The sequence below is a fragment of the Enterobacter sp. A8 genome, from assembly GCF_004296595.1.
Classification (GTDB): Bacteria; Pseudomonadota; Gammaproteobacteria; order Enterobacterales; family Enterobacteriaceae; genus Enterobacter; species Enterobacter cloacae.
The window spans coordinates 1-16,871 of record NZ_SCMF01000007.1; the positions used below are offsets into that span (position 1 = coordinate 1).

At 55.1% G+C, this 16,871-nt stretch carries 14 protein-coding genes; 7 read left to right on the forward strand and 7 right to left on the reverse strand.

Translation table 11 applies throughout. From position 1 onward, the window contains the following. Window positions 1–204 precede the first annotated feature (204 nt). Window positions 205–759: a recombinase family protein gene (locus EQV24_RS20850; protein WP_130627004.1), complete on the forward strand. Its 555-nt coding sequence runs from the start codon at window positions 205–207 to the stop codon at window positions 757–759. Between the two features lie 43 nt (window positions 760–802). Here EQV24_RS20850 and EQV24_RS20855 read toward each other — a convergent pair whose 3' ends face one another. Further along, window positions 803–1,066 (reverse strand): DinI family protein, encoded by a 264-nt coding sequence (locus EQV24_RS20855; RefSeq protein ID WP_130627005.1) that lies wholly within the window; start codon window positions 1,064–1,066, stop codon window positions 803–805. A gap of 426 nt (window positions 1,067–1,492) precedes the next feature. Between EQV24_RS20855 and pepN the strand changes: the two genes are divergently transcribed. Beyond that, on the forward strand, window positions 1,493–4,105 hold the full coding sequence (gene pepN, locus EQV24_RS20860) for an aminopeptidase N (protein ID WP_130627006.1): 2,613 nt from the start codon (window positions 1,493–1,495) through the stop codon (window positions 4,103–4,105). Between the two features lie 51 nt (window positions 4,106–4,156). Here the strand turns inward: pepN and ssuB are convergent, their stop codons facing one another. The 5 genes from ssuB to ssuE are packed head-to-tail and all read right to left on the reverse strand — an operon-like array spanning window position 4,157 to window position 8,397. Next, on the reverse strand, window positions 4,157–4,927 hold the full coding sequence (ssuB, locus tag EQV24_RS20865; RefSeq protein ID WP_038985600.1) for an aliphatic sulfonates ABC transporter ATP-binding protein: 771 nt from the start codon (window positions 4,925–4,927) through the stop codon (window positions 4,157–4,159). Beyond that, window positions 4,924–5,715: an aliphatic sulfonate ABC transporter permease SsuC gene (ssuC, locus tag EQV24_RS20870; RefSeq protein WP_029883221.1), complete on the reverse strand. Its 792-nt coding sequence runs from the start codon at window positions 5,713–5,715 to the stop codon at window positions 4,924–4,926. Before ssuC ends, ssuB begins: the two co-directional genes overlap by 4 nt. Window positions 5,716–5,724: 9 nt before the next feature. After that, window positions 5,725–6,870: an FMNH2-dependent alkanesulfonate monooxygenase gene (gene ssuD, locus EQV24_RS20875; protein ID WP_058661615.1), complete on the reverse strand. Its 1,146-nt coding sequence runs from the start codon at window positions 6,868–6,870 to the stop codon at window positions 5,725–5,727. Next, complete coding sequence (locus EQV24_RS20880; RefSeq protein ID WP_129252583.1) at window positions 6,867–7,829, reverse strand: sulfonate ABC transporter substrate-binding protein; 963 nt, start codon at window positions 7,827–7,829, stop codon at window positions 6,867–6,869. Before EQV24_RS20880 ends, ssuD begins: the two co-directional genes overlap by 4 nt. Next, complete coding sequence (gene ssuE / locus EQV24_RS20885; protein WP_129252585.1) at window positions 7,822–8,397, reverse strand: NADPH-dependent FMN reductase; 576 nt, start codon at window positions 8,395–8,397, stop codon at window positions 7,822–7,824. Before ssuE ends, EQV24_RS20880 begins: the two co-directional genes overlap by 8 nt. 249 nt (window positions 8,398–8,646) lie before the next feature. Here ssuE and pyrD point away from each other — a divergent pair, with 249 nt between their 5' ends. Together pyrD and zapC are read left to right on the forward strand one after the other, a co-directional pair. Further along, window positions 8,647–9,657 (forward strand): quinone-dependent dihydroorotate dehydrogenase, encoded by a 1,011-nt coding sequence (gene pyrD / locus EQV24_RS20890; RefSeq protein WP_013097269.1) that lies wholly within the window; start codon window positions 8,647–8,649, stop codon window positions 9,655–9,657. 165 nt (window positions 9,658–9,822) lie between these two features. Continuing rightward, window positions 9,823–10,365: a cell division protein ZapC gene (gene zapC / locus EQV24_RS20895; RefSeq protein ID WP_013097268.1), complete on the forward strand. Its 543-nt coding sequence runs from the start codon at window positions 9,823–9,825 to the stop codon at window positions 10,363–10,365. On the opposite strand, the gene EQV24_RS20900 is transcribed toward zapC, so the two are convergent. After that, window positions 10,362–11,471 (reverse strand): YcbX family protein, encoded by a 1,110-nt coding sequence (locus EQV24_RS20900; protein WP_048972448.1) that lies wholly within the window; start codon window positions 11,469–11,471, stop codon window positions 10,362–10,364. The two genes, zapC and EQV24_RS20900, sit on opposite strands and share 4 nt — an antisense overlap. Window positions 11,472–11,571: 100 nt before the next feature. Here EQV24_RS20900 and rlmKL point away from each other — a divergent pair, with 100 nt between their 5' ends. The 3 genes from rlmKL to pqiA are packed head-to-tail and all read left to right on the forward strand — an operon-like array spanning window position 11,572 to window position 16,867. Further along, on the forward strand, window positions 11,572–13,680 hold the full coding sequence (gene rlmKL, locus EQV24_RS20905; protein WP_045902768.1) for a bifunctional 23S rRNA (guanine(2069)-N(7))-methyltransferase RlmK/23S rRNA (guanine(2445)-N(2))-methyltransferase RlmL: 2,109 nt from the start codon (window positions 11,572–11,574) through the stop codon (window positions 13,678–13,680). A gap of 12 nt (window positions 13,681–13,692) precedes the next feature. Further along, the gene (locus tag EQV24_RS20910; RefSeq protein WP_029883226.1) at window positions 13,693–15,600 is read left to right on the forward strand and encodes an ABC transporter ATP-binding protein; all 1,908 of its coding nucleotides are present in this window, start codon (window positions 13,693–13,695) and stop codon (window positions 15,598–15,600) included. Window positions 15,601–15,613: 13 nt separating this feature from the next. Then, on the forward strand, window positions 15,614–16,867 hold the full coding sequence (pqiA, locus tag EQV24_RS20915) for a membrane integrity-associated transporter subunit PqiA (protein WP_028027912.1): 1,254 nt from the start codon (window positions 15,614–15,616) through the stop codon (window positions 16,865–16,867). Window positions 16,868–16,871: the final 4 nt, after the last annotated feature.

Sequence of the window (16,871 nt, forward strand, 5' to 3'; positions counted from 1 at the left end):
GATGTCATGTCGATGTATGGGTAAGTAGAAAACGTTTGTGTGGCACTCCAGGTATTTGCTGCATTTAAGATCGGAATTGCAGCACCTGAAGTACCAATATCTTTCGTGGCGCTACTTCCTAAACCGACGTTTTATAGATTGCTCTGATGAGTCAATGCCGATAACTTCACCTGATTTTTTTGCCGTAATTAGTGGGTGAATAGTATGCAAATTGGCTATGTAAGAGTGTCAACAAATGACCAAAACACAGATCTCCAGCGGCAAGCCCTCGAACGCGCAGGATGTGAACAGATTTTTGAAGAAAAAATGAGCGGGACGGTAGCGAACCGGCCAGCGCTAAAAAAGCTTCTACGCGCCCTGAACGAGGGGGATACGCTGGTGGTGTGGAAGCTTGATCGACTCGGGAGAAGCATGCGCAACCTGGTACTGCTGGTGGACGAACTCCGGCAGCGTGGCATCCACTTTAAGAGCCTGACAGACAGTATTGATACATCCAGCCCGATGGGGCGGTTTATATTTCACATCATGTCAGCGCTGGCGGAAATGGAGCGAGAGCTGATTGCTGAACGTACCCGGGCAGGATTGGCCGCGGCGCGCGAGAAAGGGCGCATAGGTGGTAGGCGTCCAAAGTTAACACCTGAGCAATGGGCGCAGGCGGGGAGATTAATATCAAACGGTGTGGACAGAAAACAGGTTGCAATAATTTATGATGTGGCTGTTTGCACGCTTTATAAAAAATTCCCGGTGGGCCAAGCCTGAATAATTGAAAGGCAGCTGTTGAAATAGGCTGCCCGTCGAACTGTTACACATTTTGCCGGACAGTTGGGAATTCAGATGTCAGCCACATATCGGATTCATCAAACATTTCCTCTAACATGCGGTTCAGCTTTTCCCGATCACTTTTGCTGGCATCGCTATTTAAACCGTTCGCCTGCATCGGCTTAACCTTCACTTCAGCATCAGGGAAAATCTGGTGCACTCGTTTCGTCAACTCGGCCAGGATAATCTCCCTGGCTCCCTCCAAGCCTTCAACGTTTCGCTTATCGTAAACCAGTTCAACAAACATAATGCGCTCCATTATCTACTGTTTGGATATACAGTATTTTTGCTGTGGAGGATTTGTCTGTCAAGGCGTGAGCCCTTTGTTTTTAAATTTTGAGGGTATTTCTGAGGGAAGAATTATTGTCGATGTGACCTGCAGAGCCGATGGTGTCTGAGGTTGGCTTAAAAAAGCTTTGGGGCATGGATGGGGCAAAAGTGCATGGTAAAGTGCGTTAAAGTTCGTTAATCATGTTTTGTCTCGATCTCGCTCATCCCTTGTTTTATGCGCTCCTGGACGATCTTTATCGATTTTAAAAATTATGAGTTCATATTATACAAATGTAGCAAAAAGGGTGTTTGTACCTGAAAAGATGAACATTCTGCATAGCGCGATCTACACAACAGGAATAGACTGGAATCGTTATTCGACAAACGATGCATAAGGTTTTCTATGACACAACAGCCACAAGCCAAATACCGCCACGACTATCGTGCGCCGGATTACCTGATTAGCGATATCGATCTGACTTTTGACCTGGATGCCACTAAAACCGTTGTGACGGCGGTAAGCCAGGTGACGCGCCAGAGCGCGACGGCAGTGCCGCTGCGTCTGGATGGTGAAGACCTGACGCTGGTCTCCCTGCATATTAATGATGCAGCCTGGACTGACTATAAAGAAGAAGACAACCAGCTGGTGATCGATAACCTGCCGGAACGCTTTACGCTGCGCATCGTGAATGAAATCAGCCCTGCCGCCAATACGGCGCTGGAAGGGCTCTACCAGTCTGGCGTGGCGCTGTGCACCCAGTGTGAAGCGGAAGGTTTCCGCCACATCACCTGGTATCTTGATCGTCCGGACGTGCTGGCGCGTTTTACCACCAAAATCATCGCGGATAAAACGCTTTATCCTTTCCTGCTCTCTAACGGTAACCGCGTGGGTGAGGGTGAGCTGGAAAACGGCCGTCACTGGGTACAGTGGCAGGATCCGTTCCCGAAACCATGCTACCTGTTTGCGCTGGTGGCGGGTGATTTCGACGTCTTACGTGACACCTTCAAAACCCGTTCTGGCCGAGAAGTGGCGCTGGAACTGTTCGTTGACCGTGGCAACCTCGATCGCGCGCCATGGGCGATGACCTCGCTCATCAACTCCATGAAATGGGACGAAGAGCGTTTTGGTCTGGAATACGATCTCGACATCTATATGATTGTCGCCGTCGACTTCTTCAACATGGGCGCGATGGAGAACAAAGGTCTCAACATCTTTAACTCCAAATACGTGCTGGCCCGTACCGATACCGCCACCGATAAAGACTACCTCGATATCGAGCGCGTTATTGGCCACGAATATTTCCATAACTGGACCGGTAACCGCGTCACCTGCCGCGACTGGTTCCAGCTGAGCCTTAAAGAAGGCCTGACCGTATTCCGTGACCAGGAGTTCAGCTCCGATCTGGGCTCGCGGGCGGTTAACCGCATCAACAACGTGCGCACCATGCGTGGGTTGCAGTTCGCGGAAGATGCCAGTCCGATGGCGCACCCAATTCGTCCGGACAAAGTCATCGAGATGAATAACTTCTACACCCTGACGGTGTATGAAAAAGGGGCGGAAATTATCCGTATGATCCACACCCTGCTGGGCGAGGAGAACTTCCAGAAAGGGATGCAGCTCTATTTCGAGCGTCACGACGGCAGCGCCGCCACCTGCGATGATTTTGTGCAGGCAATGGAAGATGCGTCGAATGTGGATCTCTCTCACTTCCGCCGCTGGTACAGCCAGGCCGGTACGCCGATTGTCACCGTTAAAGACGATTACAATCCGGAGACCGAGCAGTACACCCTGACCATCAGCCAGCGCACGCCGCCAACGGCTGAGCAGGAAGAAAAATATCCGCTGCACATTCCGTTCAGCATTGAACTGTATGATAACGAAGGCAAAGTGATCCCGCTGCAGAAGGGCGGCCACCCGGTACACAACGTGCTGAACGTGACCCAGGCAGAGCAGACCTTTATCTTCGATAACGTCTATTTCCAGCCGGTGCCTGCACTGCTGTGTGAATTCTCTGCACCAGTGAAGCTGGAGTACAAGTGGAGCGATCAGCAGTTGACGTTCCTGATGCGTCACGCGCGCAACGATTTCTCCCGCTGGGATGCCGCGCAAAGCCTGCTCGCGACATACATCAAGCTGAACGTTAATCGTCATCAGCAGGGCCAGCCGCTGTCGCTGCCGGTTCACGTGGCTGACGCGTTCCGTGCGGTTCTGCTGGATGAACAGATTGATCCGGCCCTCGCGGCTGAAATCCTGACGTTGCCGTCCGCGACCGAAATCGCCGAGCTGTTCGAGACCATCGATCCTATTGCCATCGTGGCTGTGCGTGAAGCGCTGACCCGCACGCTGGCGGCCGAACTGGCGGATGAGTTCCTGGCGATCTACAACGCCAACAAGCTGGATGCGTACCGCGTGGAACATGGCGACATTGGTAAACGTTCCCTGCGCAATACCTGTCTGCGCTACCTGGCCTTTGGTGAAACAGACCTGGCGAACACGCTGGTGAGCAAGCAGTATCACGAAGCGGATAATATGACCGACGCGCTCGCAGCCCTGGCGGCAAGCGTGGCAGCCGAGTTACCGTGCCGTGATGCGCTGATGCAAGAGTATGACGACAAGTGGCACCAGGATGGCCTGGTTATGGACAAGTGGTTCATTCTGCAGGCGACCAGTCCGGCAGCCGATGCGCTCAGCAACGTGCGCAGCCTGCTGAAGCATCGCTCCTTTACCATGAGCAACCCGAACCGCGTCCGCTCCCTGATTGGCGCGTTTGCCAGCAGCAACCCGGCTGCGTTCCACGCGGAAGACGGCAGCGGTTATCAGTTCATGGTAGAAATGCTGACCGAGTTGAACAGCCGTAACCCGCAGGTGGCATCACGCCTGATTGAGCCGCTGATCCGCCTGAAACGCTACGATGCGCAGCGCCAGACGAAGATGCGTGCCGCGCTTGAGCAGCTTAAAGGGCTGGAAAATCTCTCTGGCGATCTGTACGAGAAGATTTCGAAGGCGCTGGCGTAATATAAACGTTAATCCCACCCTCTCCCTGTGGGAGAGGGCCGGGTGAAGGCATCAGGCATTAGCCGTAATCAAGGCGCGCTCATTCACACCGCGCCTCATCACTCGCTCCAGCACCTCCGCTTCCAGCTCTGCCAGTCTGGCCGATCCCACACGGCGAGGGCGTGGAATATCTACCGTCAGATCCAGACCAATTTTTCCCTCTTCTATTAACAGCACCCGGTCAGCCATGGCGACGGCTTCGCTCACGTCGTGCGTCACCAGCAGGACCGTAAAACCGTGCTCCTGCCAGAGCGAGGCAATTAAATCCTGCATTTCAATCCGCGTCAGGGCATCAAGTGCCCCGAGTGGCTCATCGAGCAGCAGCAGGCCTGGACGATGTATCAACGCCCGCGCCAGCGCTACGCGCTGTTTTTGCCCGCCTGAGAGGGCCGCAGGCCAGTCACCGGCGCGATCCTCCAGCCCGACGGCGGCCAGCGCCTGACGCGCCTCCTCCCGCCAGTGACCTTTCAGCCCCAGCCCGACGTTATCGATCACCGTTTTCCAGGGCAGCAGGCGCGCATCCTGAAACATCATGCGAGTATCATCCTGAATATTGGCCAGCGGCGTTGTCCCTGCCAGAATCTCCCCTCCATTCGGCGCTTCCAGTCCGGCTAACAGGCGCAGCAGCGTACTCTTGCCGCCGCCGCTGCGGCCGACAACGGCCACAAATTGTCCGGCGGGGATATGCAGATCCAGGGCGTTAAGAATGGTTTTGTCGCCGTAGCGTTTCGTGACGCCGTTAAGTAACAGCGGTGTCCCCTGAGTGAGTCGGGCGGTATTCATGCTTTCGCCTCCTGAGAGAAATAGGCCGGGTTCCAGCGCAGCCAGCTGCGTTCCAGCCACTGGGCGCTGACGTCAGCAAGTTTGCCCAGCAGGGCATAAAGGATAATGGCGACTACCACCACGTCCGTTTGCAGGAATTCGCGGGCGTTCATTGCCAGATAGCCAATGCCGGAGTTGGCTGAAATGGTCTCCGCGACGATCAGCGTCAGCCACATCAGGCCGAGCGCAAAGCGAACGCCAACCATAATGGAGGGCAGGGCGCCCGGCAGCAGCACGTTGATAAACAGGGCAAATCCTGATAATCCGTAGCTGCGTGCCATCTCAACCAGCCCGCGATCGATATTGCGGATCCCATGCCAGGTATTGATGTAAATCGGGAACAGCGTGCCCAGCGCCACGAGGAAAATTTTGGCGCTCTCATCGATACCAAACCACAGAATGACCAGGGGGATCAGCGCCAGATGCGGTACGTTGCGCAGCATCTGAATGGAGGTATCCAGCAACCGTTCCCCCCAGCGGGACAGGCCGCTGATCAACCCCAGCGTCAGGCCGATGCTCCCGCCGATGGCAAACCCAATCACCGCGCGCCAGGAGCTAATGGCCAGGTGCTGCCACAGCTCGCCGCTGGCACTCAGCGACCAGAAGGCTTCGATCACGCCCTCTGGAGAGGGCAGGATACGGCTCGACAGCCAGCCGGTGGAGGAGGCCAGTTGCCAGATAAGGACGATGCCGACAGGTAAAAACCACGGGGCGGCGCGCAACAGCCATTTTTGTGAGGTGAGAGACATAGCCACTCCTTAGCTTTGCGCGACTTTACGCGGAATAAACTCGTTGGCCACGGCTTCGCCCTGAAGCTGCAGCTGGCGGGGCTGCGGAATGTCCGGGATAGCGACATCCAGATGCGGGAACAGCAGTTCACCCACTTTGTATGCCTCCTCAAGATGCGGATAGCCCGAGAGGATAAAGCTGTCGATACCCAGCTCAGCATATTCATTGATACGCGCCGCCACGGTCGGGCCGTCACCCACCAGCGCAGTACCCGCACCACCACGTACCAGGCCGACACCCGCCCAGAGATTGGGGCTGATCTCCAGATTCTCGCGTTTGCCGTTATGTAACGAAGCCATCCGGTGCTGTCCTACGGAGTCGGTTTTCGCAAATGCCGCCTGCGCTTTGGCGATGGTCTCATCGTCCAGATGCGAGATCAGCCGGTCAGCGGCCTGCCAGGCCTCTTCGTTGGTTTCACGCACAATCACGTGCAGGCGAATGCCAAAGCGCACCTTTCGGCCGTGGGCGGCGGCTTTGGCCCGCACCTGGGCAATTTTCTCTTTCACCAGTTCAGGTGGCTCCCCCCAGGTCAGATAGAGATCGACCTGTTCTGCCGCCAGATCCTGTGCCACATCCGACGATCCGCCGAAGTAGAGCGGTGGACGCGGCTGCTGTACCGGAGGAAAGTAGAGTTTCGCGTCGCGAACATGAATATGCTTGCCATCAAAGGTGACCGTTTCCCCCTCAAGCAGACGTCGCCAGACGCGGGTAAACTCGGCGGAGGCCTCATAGCGTTCCGTATGATCGAGGAACACGCCGTCACCGGCCAGTTCCTGCGGATCGCTGCCGGTGACCAGGTTAAACAGCGCGCGTCCGTTGGAGAGCCTGTCGAGCGTTGCCGCCTGACGTGCGGCAACGGTCGGGGAAACCACGCTCGGACGTAATGCCACAAGGAATTTCAGGCGCTGGGTGACCGGGATCATCGACGCGGCGACCAGCCAGGCGTCTTCGCACGAGCGTCCGGTGGGGATCAGCACGCCGGTGAAACCGATTCGGTCTGCCGCCTGCGCAATCTGCTGCAGATAGCCGTGGTCAACCGGGCGCGACCCCTCTTCGGTGCCAAGATAGTGTCCATCGCCGTGGGTGGGTAAAAACCAGAAAAGATTCAGACTCATGATTTGGCTCCTTCTTTAGCTGCGGGTTGCCAGATGCGTTCGCGAATGTTCACCTGTTTTGGGACTAAGCGGTTTTGATAAAAGAGGTCGGCAGTCTGTTGTTGCAGGGCTGCGACATGTGCGTCCACCGGGATAATGGTGGTGGGTGGACGGTGGTTGAGGTAGCTCGCGATCACCGCCTCCGGTAAGCCCATGGTTTTCGCCAGCAGGGTGATGCTCTCCGGGCGCTGGCTTTGCGTCAGGGTATCGGCCTCGGTAAAGGTATTCAGGACCTCCTGAACAAAGGCACCGTTTTTCTCTGCATACGGACGGGCTGCCAGGTAGAACGAACCGGTCTGTTTCAGGGTAGTGCCATCTTTCAATACCCGTACGCCGCCCTGAAGTAATGCCGCGGAGTAGTAAGGATCCCAGATAGCCCACGCATCGACATTGCCTTGCTGGAAGGCGGCGCGGGCATCAGCTGGGGTCAGATAGACGGGCTGAATATCGGTGAACTTTAGCCCGGCCTCCTGCAGAGCGCGGAGTAGCAGGTTGTGCGAGCTGGAACCTTTCTGGAATGCGACTTTGTGACCTTTAAGTTCGGCGACATTTTTAATGGCGCTATTTTCCGGCACCAGAATCACCTCGGCTTTGGGCTTGGGTGGCTCAACGCCAACGTAGACCAGATCGGCCCCGGCCGCCTGCGCAAAGATCGGTGGAATATCGCCAGTACTGCCTAAATCAATGCTTCCAACGTTCAGCGCCTCCAGCATTTGTGGCCCTGCAGGAAACTCCACCCAGGAGAATTTGGTCTGTGGGAAGCGTTTTTCCAGAAGCTGGTGGTTTTTTGCCAGCACCATACTGACGCTGCCTTTCTGGTAACCAATGCGCAAACTGTCAGGTACCGTCTCTGCTGCATGGGTCAGGGACGAGAGTGCGAGCAGACCAGCCAGGCTGATACGGGTAAGTGTTTTAAACATGTGCGACTCCTTGTGGCTGTCCAAACGCAGGTGCCTGAATATCGCGACGGTGCAGGGCATGCCAGAATGTCTCCAGCGCACTGTCGAGTCGGGTTTGCAGATTCGGTGTGAAATGCGGTTTGTGCTGGTAATCGATAACCTGCGAGTCATCGGCAAAAACGCCGTGCAGGATCTCCTGCGCCTTCAACGCGTTCAGTACTGGCTTCAGGGCGTAATCCACGGCCAGTAAATGCGCAACCGTACCGCCCGTAGCCAGCGGCAACACCACTTTTCCATCAAGTGCACGTTCAGGCAGCAGATCGAGCAAGGTTTTCAGTGCGCCGGAAAATGAGGCTTTATAAATCGGGGTCGCGACGATAAGCCCGTCAGCACTTTTTAGCTGTTCAATCAGGGTTTTCAATGCCGGACTGTCAAAGCGCGCGTAGAGCAGATCCTCAGGTTCAAAGTTGTGCAGATTCCAGTGGCACACTTCCACATCCAGAGCATTAAGCCTTTCGCGGGCATATTCCAGCAGGGCGCTGGAACGAGAAGGGAAACGTGGACTTCCGGCCAGGGTGATGACGCGCATGTGTGCTCCTTATAACTAATTGTTTGCTTTTATCTAACATTCATAACAATTTTCAGGAGTGTGACACTGCGTGGTTATTCCACTAAATGATTTATCCGCAATTAAAATGCGAAAAAGCGCATAAGAAGTGTACGGGGAAGTAAACGTTTGCGTTTTACGCTGATTTTTTTGCCGCAGGTCAATTCCCTTTCCGGGCAGGATCGCACATAATCCCCTCCCGGTTTGCACACCGGGAATCCAGGAGAGTTCATGTACTACCCCTTCGTTCGTAAAGCCCTTTTCCAGCTCGACCCTGAGCGCGCTCATGAATTTACATTCCAGCAATTACGCCGTATTACGGGAACGCCGCTGGCCGCGCTGGTGCGTCAGAACGTGCCGGAAAAACCTGTGCAGTGCATGGGTCTGACCTTTAAAAACCCGCTGGGTCTGGCGGCAGGTCTGGATAAAAATGGCGAGTGCATTGATGCCCTGGGCGCGATGGGCTTTGGTTCCATCGAAATCGGTACCGTCACGCCGCGTCCACAGCCGGGTAATGATAAGCCGCGTTTGTTCCGCCTGGTCGAAGCCGAGGGGCTGATCAACCGCATGGGCTTTAATAACCTCGGCGTGGATCATCTCGTAGAAAACGTTAAAAAAGCCCATTTTGATGGTGTATTAGGCATCAATATTGGCAAAAATAAAGACACGCCGGTTGAGCAGGGTAAAGATGACTACCTGATTTGTATGGAAAAAGTCTATGCCTATGCCGGTTATATCGCCGTGAATATTTCATCGCCGAATACCCCAGGGCTACGTTCTCTGCAATATGGTGAAGCGCTGGACGATCTTCTCAGCGCCATTAAAAATAAACAAAATGAGCTGCAGGCGATCCATCATAAATATGTTCCGGTGGCGGTTAAGATCGCACCGGATCTTTCTGCTGAAGAATTGATCCAGGTTGCCGACAGCTTAGTTCGCCATAATATTGATGGTGTGATTGCGACCAATACGACGCTCGATCGATCCCTCGTCCAGGGAATGAAAAACTGTGACGAAGCGGGTGGGTTAAGTGGACGTCCGGTACAATTAAAAAGTACGGAAATTATTCGGGCGCTCTCCGCCGAATTAAAAGGTCGTCTGCCAATAATCGGTGTCGGTGGTATCGATTCGGTGATTGCTGCGCGCGAGAAGATGGCTGCGGGCGCCTCACTGGTGCAAATCTATTCCGGCTTTATTTTTAAAGGCCCGCCGCTCATAAAAGAAATCGTTACTCATATCTAATCTTTTCTCTTAATCAGACAACCAGGGCTTTATTTCCAGCCCTGGTTGTTTTATATTCCATCACTGTTGCTTATTTAGACATTATAGTCTTTTATTAATGGTGTTATAAACGAAGCGGCGAATGGGACATTTTTAGTACAGGACGTTTGGGTACGGGAGAGACACATGCGAATTAAACCTGACGATAACTGGCGCTGGTATTTTTGTGAAGAGCATGACCGAATGATGCTCGATTTAGCCAATGGCATGTTGTTCCGTTCTCGTTTTGCGCGTCGAATGTTAACCCCGGACGCTTTCTCCCCGTCTGGCTTTTGTGTAGACGATGCTGCGCTTTATTTCTCCTTTGAAGAGAAATGCCGTGACCTGCTGCTCTCAAAAGAACAGCGTGCCGAACTGATATTAAACGCGCTGGTGGCGATTCGTTTTCTGAAACCGCAAATGCCGAAAAGCTGGCATTTTCTGCCGCATGATATGAACTGGACGCCGGCCACGGGCGATGCGGCCAGCGTCAACCTGAGCGATACCGCAGAAGAGGTGAGTTTACTGGTGGTGGAACCTGGCGAAAATGCCGCGCTTTGTCTGCTGGCCCAGCCCGGCGTGACCATTGCCGGGCGGACGATGCAGCTCGGGGATGCCATTAAGGTCATGAATGACAGGCTGAAACCGCAGCTGCGCGTGGATTCATTCAGCCTGGAACAGGCGGTTTAAGCTTCCAGCTGTATCGACGTTTTTGGAATACAGCTACAGCACAGGATCGTCCCGTCATCACCGATTGCGGATTTCTTCAGCGCACTGACGTCGCCCCCGACTAGCTTGATTCGACAGCAACCACAGATACCCGCCCGACAGGAATACGGGATACGGATCCCGGCTTGCTCCAGCTGCTCAAGTATCACCTGCTGATTGTTACCCCGTATAACGCGGCCCTGCCAGTGAATATCCACTGCCGAACTGGCTTGCGTCTCAACGTCTACCATTTCTTCTTCCTGACCCGCACCGTACACGCGCGCAGGCCCACGGGTGAGAATTTCCACCTCGTCACCCACGCGGATCACTCCGCTTGAGCGCGGAATAAGATTCTGGCCGAAATCCACGTCGCCATTATCCTGCGCGGTACGGAATGATTGCAGGGTTTTCAGCGGCTCGCCGGAAGGATGCTTCAGGCCTTTCTCCGGACTTACGGTGGTGAAAATGCAGCGGCTGCACGGCTTCACGACATCAAAAATGACGCTGCCGATGCGGATCACTTTCCAGGTATCTTCCTCCCAGGCTTCCGTACCGGTCACCACCAGATTCGGGCGAAATTGCTCCATCTGCACGCTGGCCTTACAGCGACGCTGCAGGTCACGCAGCGAGGCTTCGCTGGTTAACAGGAACGGGAAACCATCGGCAAACGAGAGGGGAACCGCGTCGTGGCGCTTGACGCGTCGTGTCAGCGCCGGACCCACCCAGCGCAGCTGTACCTCACGGGAGAAGAAGCCGCTCAGCCAGCGGTTAATCTCGTCCGGAGCGATGCGAGCGGTAAAATGATTGCCCCACACTTCCGTTGGCGCATCGACAGGCGCAAAATCAGCAAAGCGAATCAATACGCTTGAGCCATCCGGGGCGGTGAGGTGCAGGCCGTCATGCAGCGGTGAAGGCGTAAAGCGCACCATCTGCGGGAACTGGCGTGCGGTAATGAACGTACCGTCAGGCTCGGTGACCATAAAAATACGATCGAAGGCAAATCCACTGATGTCAGCCAGGGCGTGAGAAACGCCGATACCGCGCATGGATTTCACCGGATGAATAAAAAGCCTGGATAACGTCGCCACTGTGCACAGTCCCTCGAATGAAAATAAGCCTTCAACTTTATGACATACACGTCATATTAGCTATAATGCGCGACAATTTTCTTAGAGTAAAAGTGACGATATGAATTCTCTGTTTGCCAGTACGGCCCGTGGGCTGGAAGAGCTGTTAAAAACTGAACTGGAAGCCCTGGGCGCGCAAGAGTGCCAGGTGGTTCAGGGTGGTGTCCATTTTGAGGGCGACACACGGCTTATTTACCAGAGCCTGATGTGGAGCCGCCTGGCGTCGCGCATCATGCTGCCGATGAAAGAGTGCAAGGTCTATAGCGATCTTGATCTCTATACCGGCGTACAGATGATCGACTGGACAGAGATCTTCACGCCAGACGCGACCTTCGCGGTGCATTTTAACGGTGTAAACGATGAGATCCGCAACAGCCAGTACGGCGCGCTGCGTGTGAAAGATGCCATCGTGGACTGCTTTACCCGTAAAAACAAAGAACGACCAAACGTCGATCGTGAAAACCCGGATCTGCGCATTAACGTCTGGCTCAATGGCGATACCGCCAGCATCTCTCTGGATCTGAGCGGGGCAGGTCTGCATCTGCGTGGCTACCGCGATCGCACCGGTATGGCGCCCATCAAAGAAACGCTGGCCGCCGCCATCGTGATGCGCTCCGGCTGGCTGCCGGGCACGCCGCTGCTCGACCCAATGTGTGGTTCCGGTACGCTGCTGATTGAAGCCGCGATGCTGGCCACCGACCGCGCTCCCGGCCTGCATCGCGGCCACTGGGGCTTTAGCGGCTGGGCGCAGCACGATGAAGCGCTCTGGAAAGAGGTCAAAGCCGAAGCGCAGGCCCGTGCGCGTAAAGGCCTGGCGGAGTATACCTCGCATTTCTATGGCTCTGACAGCGACCCGCGCGTCATTGAACGTGCGCGCAGCAATGCCCGTCGCGCAGGTATCGGTGAGCTGGTGACCTTTGAAGTGAAAGATGTCGCGAACCTGACCAACCCGCTGCCGAAAGGCCCCTACGGTACCGTTATCAGCAACCCGCCATACGGCGAGCGTCTGGATAGCGAACCGGCGCTGATTGCCCTGCACAGCCTGCTGGGTCGCAATATGAAAGACTACTTTGGCGGCTGGAATCTCTCCCTGTTTAGCGCTTCACCAGAACTGCTGAGCTGTCTGCAGCTGCGCGCCGATCGCCAGTTTAAGGCGAAGAATGGCCCGCTGGACTGTGTGCAGAAAAACTACCATCTGGCAGAGAAAGCGGCGGACAGCAAACCGTCGGGCGTGGCGGAAGATTACGCTAACCGTCTGCGCAAAAACCTGAAGAAATTTGAAAAATGGGCCAAACAGGAAGGCATTGAATGCTATCGCCTGTATGACGCCGATCTGCCGGAGTACAACGTGGCGGTTGACCGCTATGCAGACTGGGTGGTGATTCAGGAATATGCTCCACCAAAAACCATTGATGCGCAAAAAGCGCGCCAGCGCATGCTGGACGTGATCGCAGCGACGATTGCCGTGCTTGGCATCGCGCCAAACAAACTGGTGCTAAAAACCCGCGAGCGTCAGAAAGGGAAAAACCAGTATCAGAAGATGGGTGAGAAGGGCGACTTTATTGAAGTGGGTGAATACAACGCTCGCCTGTGGGTTAACCTGACGGATTACCTCGATACCGGGCTGTTCCTCGACCACCGCATTGCCCGTCGTATGCTGGGCCAGATGAGCAAAGGTAAGGACTTCCTTAACCTGTTTTCCTACACCGGTAGCGCCAGCGTGCACGCGGGCCTGGGCGGCGCGCGCAGCACCACTACGGTGGATATGTCGCGCACCTATCTGGAGTGGGCGGAGCGCAACCTGCGTCTCAATGGCCTGACCGGACGCCAGCATCGTCTGATGCAGGCCGATGTCCTGGGCTGGCTGCGTGACACCGATGAACAGTTCGATCTGATCTTCATCGATCCGCCAACATTCTCCAACTCCAAGCGTATGGAGGATAGCTTTGATGTACAACGCGATCACCTGCGCCTGATGACCGACCTGAAGCGCCTCCTGCGTAAAGGCGGCACGATTATGTTCTCGAATAACAAACGCGGTTTCCGCATGGATCACGACGGCCTGGCCGCTCTGGGACTGAAAGCACAAGAAATCAGCCAAAAAACGCTGTCTCAGGACTTTGCCCGTAATCGTCAGATCCATAACTGCTGGCTTATCACCGCGGCCTGAAAGGAAAAATAAATGTCTTTAATTAGTATGCACGGTGCGTGGCTCTCCTTCAGCGACTCACCGCTTCTCGACAATGCTGAACTGCACATCGAAGACAACGAACGCGTCTGTCTGGTGGGCCGTAACGGCGCGGGTAAATCCACGCTGATGAAAATCCTCAACCGCGAGCAGGGTCTGGATGACGGGCGTATTGTTTACGAGCAGGATCTGATTGTCTCCCGTCTGCAGCAGGATCCGCCGCGTCATGTCACCGGCAGCGTGTACGATTTCGTGGCGGAAGGGATTTCGGAGCAGGCTGAATACCTGAAGCGCTATCACGAAATTTCTCATCTGGTGATGACCGACCCGAGCGACAAAAATCTTAACGAACTGGCGAAAGTCCAGGAGATGCTCGATCACCACGGCCTGTGGCAGCTGGAGAACCGTATTAACGAGGTGCTGGCTCAGCTGGGCCTGGAGCCGGATATGCAGCTGTCTGCGCTATCTGGCGGCTGGTTGCGTAAGGCGGCACTGGGCCGCGCGCTGGTCAGCGGGCCGAAGGTGCTGCTGCTGGATGAACCAACCAACCACCTGGACATTGAAGCGATCGACTGGCTTGAAGGGTTCCTGAAAACTTTCAGCGGTACCATTATCTTCATCTCCCACGACCGTTCCTTCATTCGCAATATGGCGACGCGCATTGTCGATCTCGATCGTGGCAAGCTGGTCACTTATCCCGGCGATTACGATACTTATCTGCTGGAAAAAGAAGAAAACCTGCGCGTGGAAGAGCTGCAAAACGCCGAATTCGACCGCAAACTGGCGCAGGAAGAGGTGTGGATCCGTCAGGGTATCAAAGCCCGCCGTACCCGCAACGAAGGCCGCGTTCGTGCCCTGAAAGCGATGCGTCGTGAACGCAGCGAACGTCGCGAAGTGATGGGCAGCGCCAAAATGCAGGTAGAAGAGGCCTCCCGTTCCGGGAAGATCGTCTTCGAGATGGAAAACGTTAACTACCAGGTTGACGGGAAAGTGCTGGTGAAAGACTTCTCCGCCCAGGTTCAGCGCGGGGATAAAATCGCCCTGATTGGCCCCAATGGCTGCGGTAAAACCACGCTGCTGAAGCTGATGCTGGGCCAGTTGCAGGCGGATAGTGGCCGAATTCACTGCGGTACCAAACTGGAAGTGGCCTATTTTGACCAGCACCGCGCGGAGCTGGATCCGGACAGAACGGTGATGGATAACCTTGCCGAAGGTAAGCAGGAGGTCATGGTAAACGGTAAGCCGCGCCATGTGCTGGGCTATCTCCAGGACTTCCTGTTCCACCCTAAACGGGCGATGACCCCGGTGCGTGCGCTGTCTGGCGGTGAGCGAAACCGTCTTCTGCTGGCGCGGTTATTCCTGAAACCAAGCAACCTGTTGATTCTCGATGAACCAACCAACGACCTGGATGTCGAAACGCTCGAACTGCTGGAAGAGCTGATCGATGGTTATCAGGGCACTGTGATGCTGGTGAGCCACGACCGTCAATTCGTTGACAACACCGTGACCGAATGCTGGATCTTCGAAGGCGAAGGGCGGATTGGTCAATATGTGGGTGGCTACCACGACGCGAAAGGGCAGCAGGCACAGTCGCTGGCGCAAAAACAGGCGAAGTCTAAAACAACGACTGAACCTGTTGTAACAAAAGCAGAAACTGTCAAGAAAACCTCGGCTAAACTAAGCTATAACCTGCAGCGCGAACTGGAGGGTTTGCCTCAGCGTCTTGAGGAGCTGGAGGCCGCGCTGGAGGCGCTGCAAGCGCAGGTTGCCGATGCATCCTTCTTCACCCAATCGCACGACTATACTCAAAAAGTCCTGGCCGAATTGTCCGCAGCTGAAAAAGCTCTGGAAGAAGCATTTGAGCGCTGGGAGTACCTTGAGTCTCTGAAAAACGGCGCATAAACAGGGATAACATATGTGTGACCAGCACCATGCCGACAGGCATATATTATGCTCGCAATGCGATATGCTCGTGGCGTTGCCAGAGCTTGGTCACGGACATAAGGCCCTGTGCCCGCGTTGCGGCACAACGTTGACAACCGAATGGGACGCGCCAAGACAGCGTCCCACGGCGTATGCGCTGGCCGCGTTGTTCATGTTGCTGCTCTCTAATCTCTTCCCCTTCATCTATATGAAGGTGGGAGGGATGACAAGCCAGGTTGATCTGCTTGAAATTCCGGGGGTGATGTTCTCGGAAGATTACGCCAGCCTCGGCACCTTCTTTCTTCTGTTTGTGCAGATCGTTCCGGCTTTTTGTCTGGTTGTCATCCTTTTGCTGGTCAACCGCGTAAAAATGCCCGCAGCCCTGAAAATCAAACTGGCGCGAGTCCTGTTTCAGCTTAAAAGCTGGGGAATGGCCGAGATTTTTCTGGCGGGTATTCTGGTCAGCTTCGTAAAGCTGATGGCCTACGGTGACGTGGGGATTGGCAGCAGCTTTATCCCGTGGTGTCTCTATTGCGTGCTGCAACTGCGCGCATTCCAGTGCGTTGACCGGCGTTGGGCATGGGATGATATTGCTCCGGCTCCCACGCTTGCCCAGACGGTGAAGGTTGGCGTGCCGGGGATCCGCCAGGGACTGCGCTCTTGCTCCTGCTGTACTGCCGTGCTGCCCGCCGATCTGGACGTCTGCCCACGCTGTGAAACCAAAGGCCATGTGCGGCGCAAAAATAGCCTGCAGTGGACCATGGCGCTGCTGGTGACCTCTGTCATGCTGTATCTTCCCGCGAATATTCTGCCGATCATGATCACCGATTTGCTCGGTGACAAAATGCCCTCGACGATCCTCGCCGGGGTGATATTGCTGTGGGGCGAGGGATCTTATCCGGTGGCTGGGGTGATTTTTATCGCCAGTATTATGGTGCCTACCTTAAAAATGATCGCGATTGCCTGGCTCTGCTGGGATGCGAAAGGGCACGGCAAACGCGACAGCGAACGCATGCACCTCATTTATGAAGTTGTCGAGTTTGTTGGACGCTGGTCAATGATTGACGTGTTTGTCATTGCCGTTCTCTCTGCACTGGTGCGGATGGGCGGTTTGATGAGTATTTATCCTGCGATGGGGGCTTTAATGTTTGCGCTGGTCGTGATTATGACCATGTTTGCGGCCATGACCTTCGACCCTCGTTTATCGTGGGATCGTGAGCCTGAATCAAGCCATGAGGAAGAGTAAGAGC

Excerpts from the sequence above, each read along its gene's own strand:
- EQV24_RS20850 (WP_130627004.1), top strand. The coding sequence starts at position 205 with ATGCAAATTGGCTATGTAAGAGTGTCAACAAATGACCAAAACACAGAT.
- EQV24_RS20855 (WP_130627005.1), bottom strand. The coding sequence starts at position 1,066 with ATGTTTGTTGAACTGGTTTACGATAAGCGAAACGTTGAAGGCTTGGAG.
- pepN (WP_130627006.1), top strand. The coding sequence starts at position 1,493 with ATGACACAACAGCCACAAGCCAAATACCGCCACGACTATCGTGCGCCG.
- ssuB (WP_038985600.1), bottom strand. The coding sequence starts at position 4,927 with ATGAATACCGCCCGACTCACTCAGGGGACACCGCTGTTACTTAACGGC.
- ssuC (WP_029883221.1), bottom strand. The coding sequence starts at position 5,715 with ATGTCTCTCACCTCACAAAAATGGCTGTTGCGCGCCGCCCCGTGGTTT.
- ssuD (WP_058661615.1), bottom strand. The coding sequence starts at position 6,870 with ATGAGTCTGAATCTTTTCTGGTTTTTACCCACCCACGGCGATGGACAC.
- EQV24_RS20880 (WP_129252583.1), bottom strand. The coding sequence starts at position 7,829 with ATGTTTAAAACACTTACCCGTATCAGCCTGGCTGGTCTGCTCGCACTC.
- ssuE (WP_129252585.1), bottom strand. The coding sequence starts at position 8,397 with ATGCGCGTCATCACCCTGGCCGGAAGTCCACGTTTCCCTTCTCGTTCC.
- pyrD (WP_013097269.1), top strand. The coding sequence starts at position 8,647 with ATGTACTACCCCTTCGTTCGTAAAGCCCTTTTCCAGCTCGACCCTGAG.
- zapC (WP_013097268.1), top strand. The coding sequence starts at position 9,823 with ATGCGAATTAAACCTGACGATAACTGGCGCTGGTATTTTTGTGAAGAG.
- rlmKL (WP_045902768.1), top strand. The coding sequence starts at position 11,572 with ATGAATTCTCTGTTTGCCAGTACGGCCCGTGGGCTGGAAGAGCTGTTA.
- EQV24_RS20910 (WP_029883226.1), top strand. The coding sequence starts at position 13,693 with ATGTCTTTAATTAGTATGCACGGTGCGTGGCTCTCCTTCAGCGACTCA.
- pqiA (WP_028027912.1), top strand. The coding sequence starts at position 15,614 with ATGTGTGACCAGCACCATGCCGACAGGCATATATTATGCTCGCAATGC.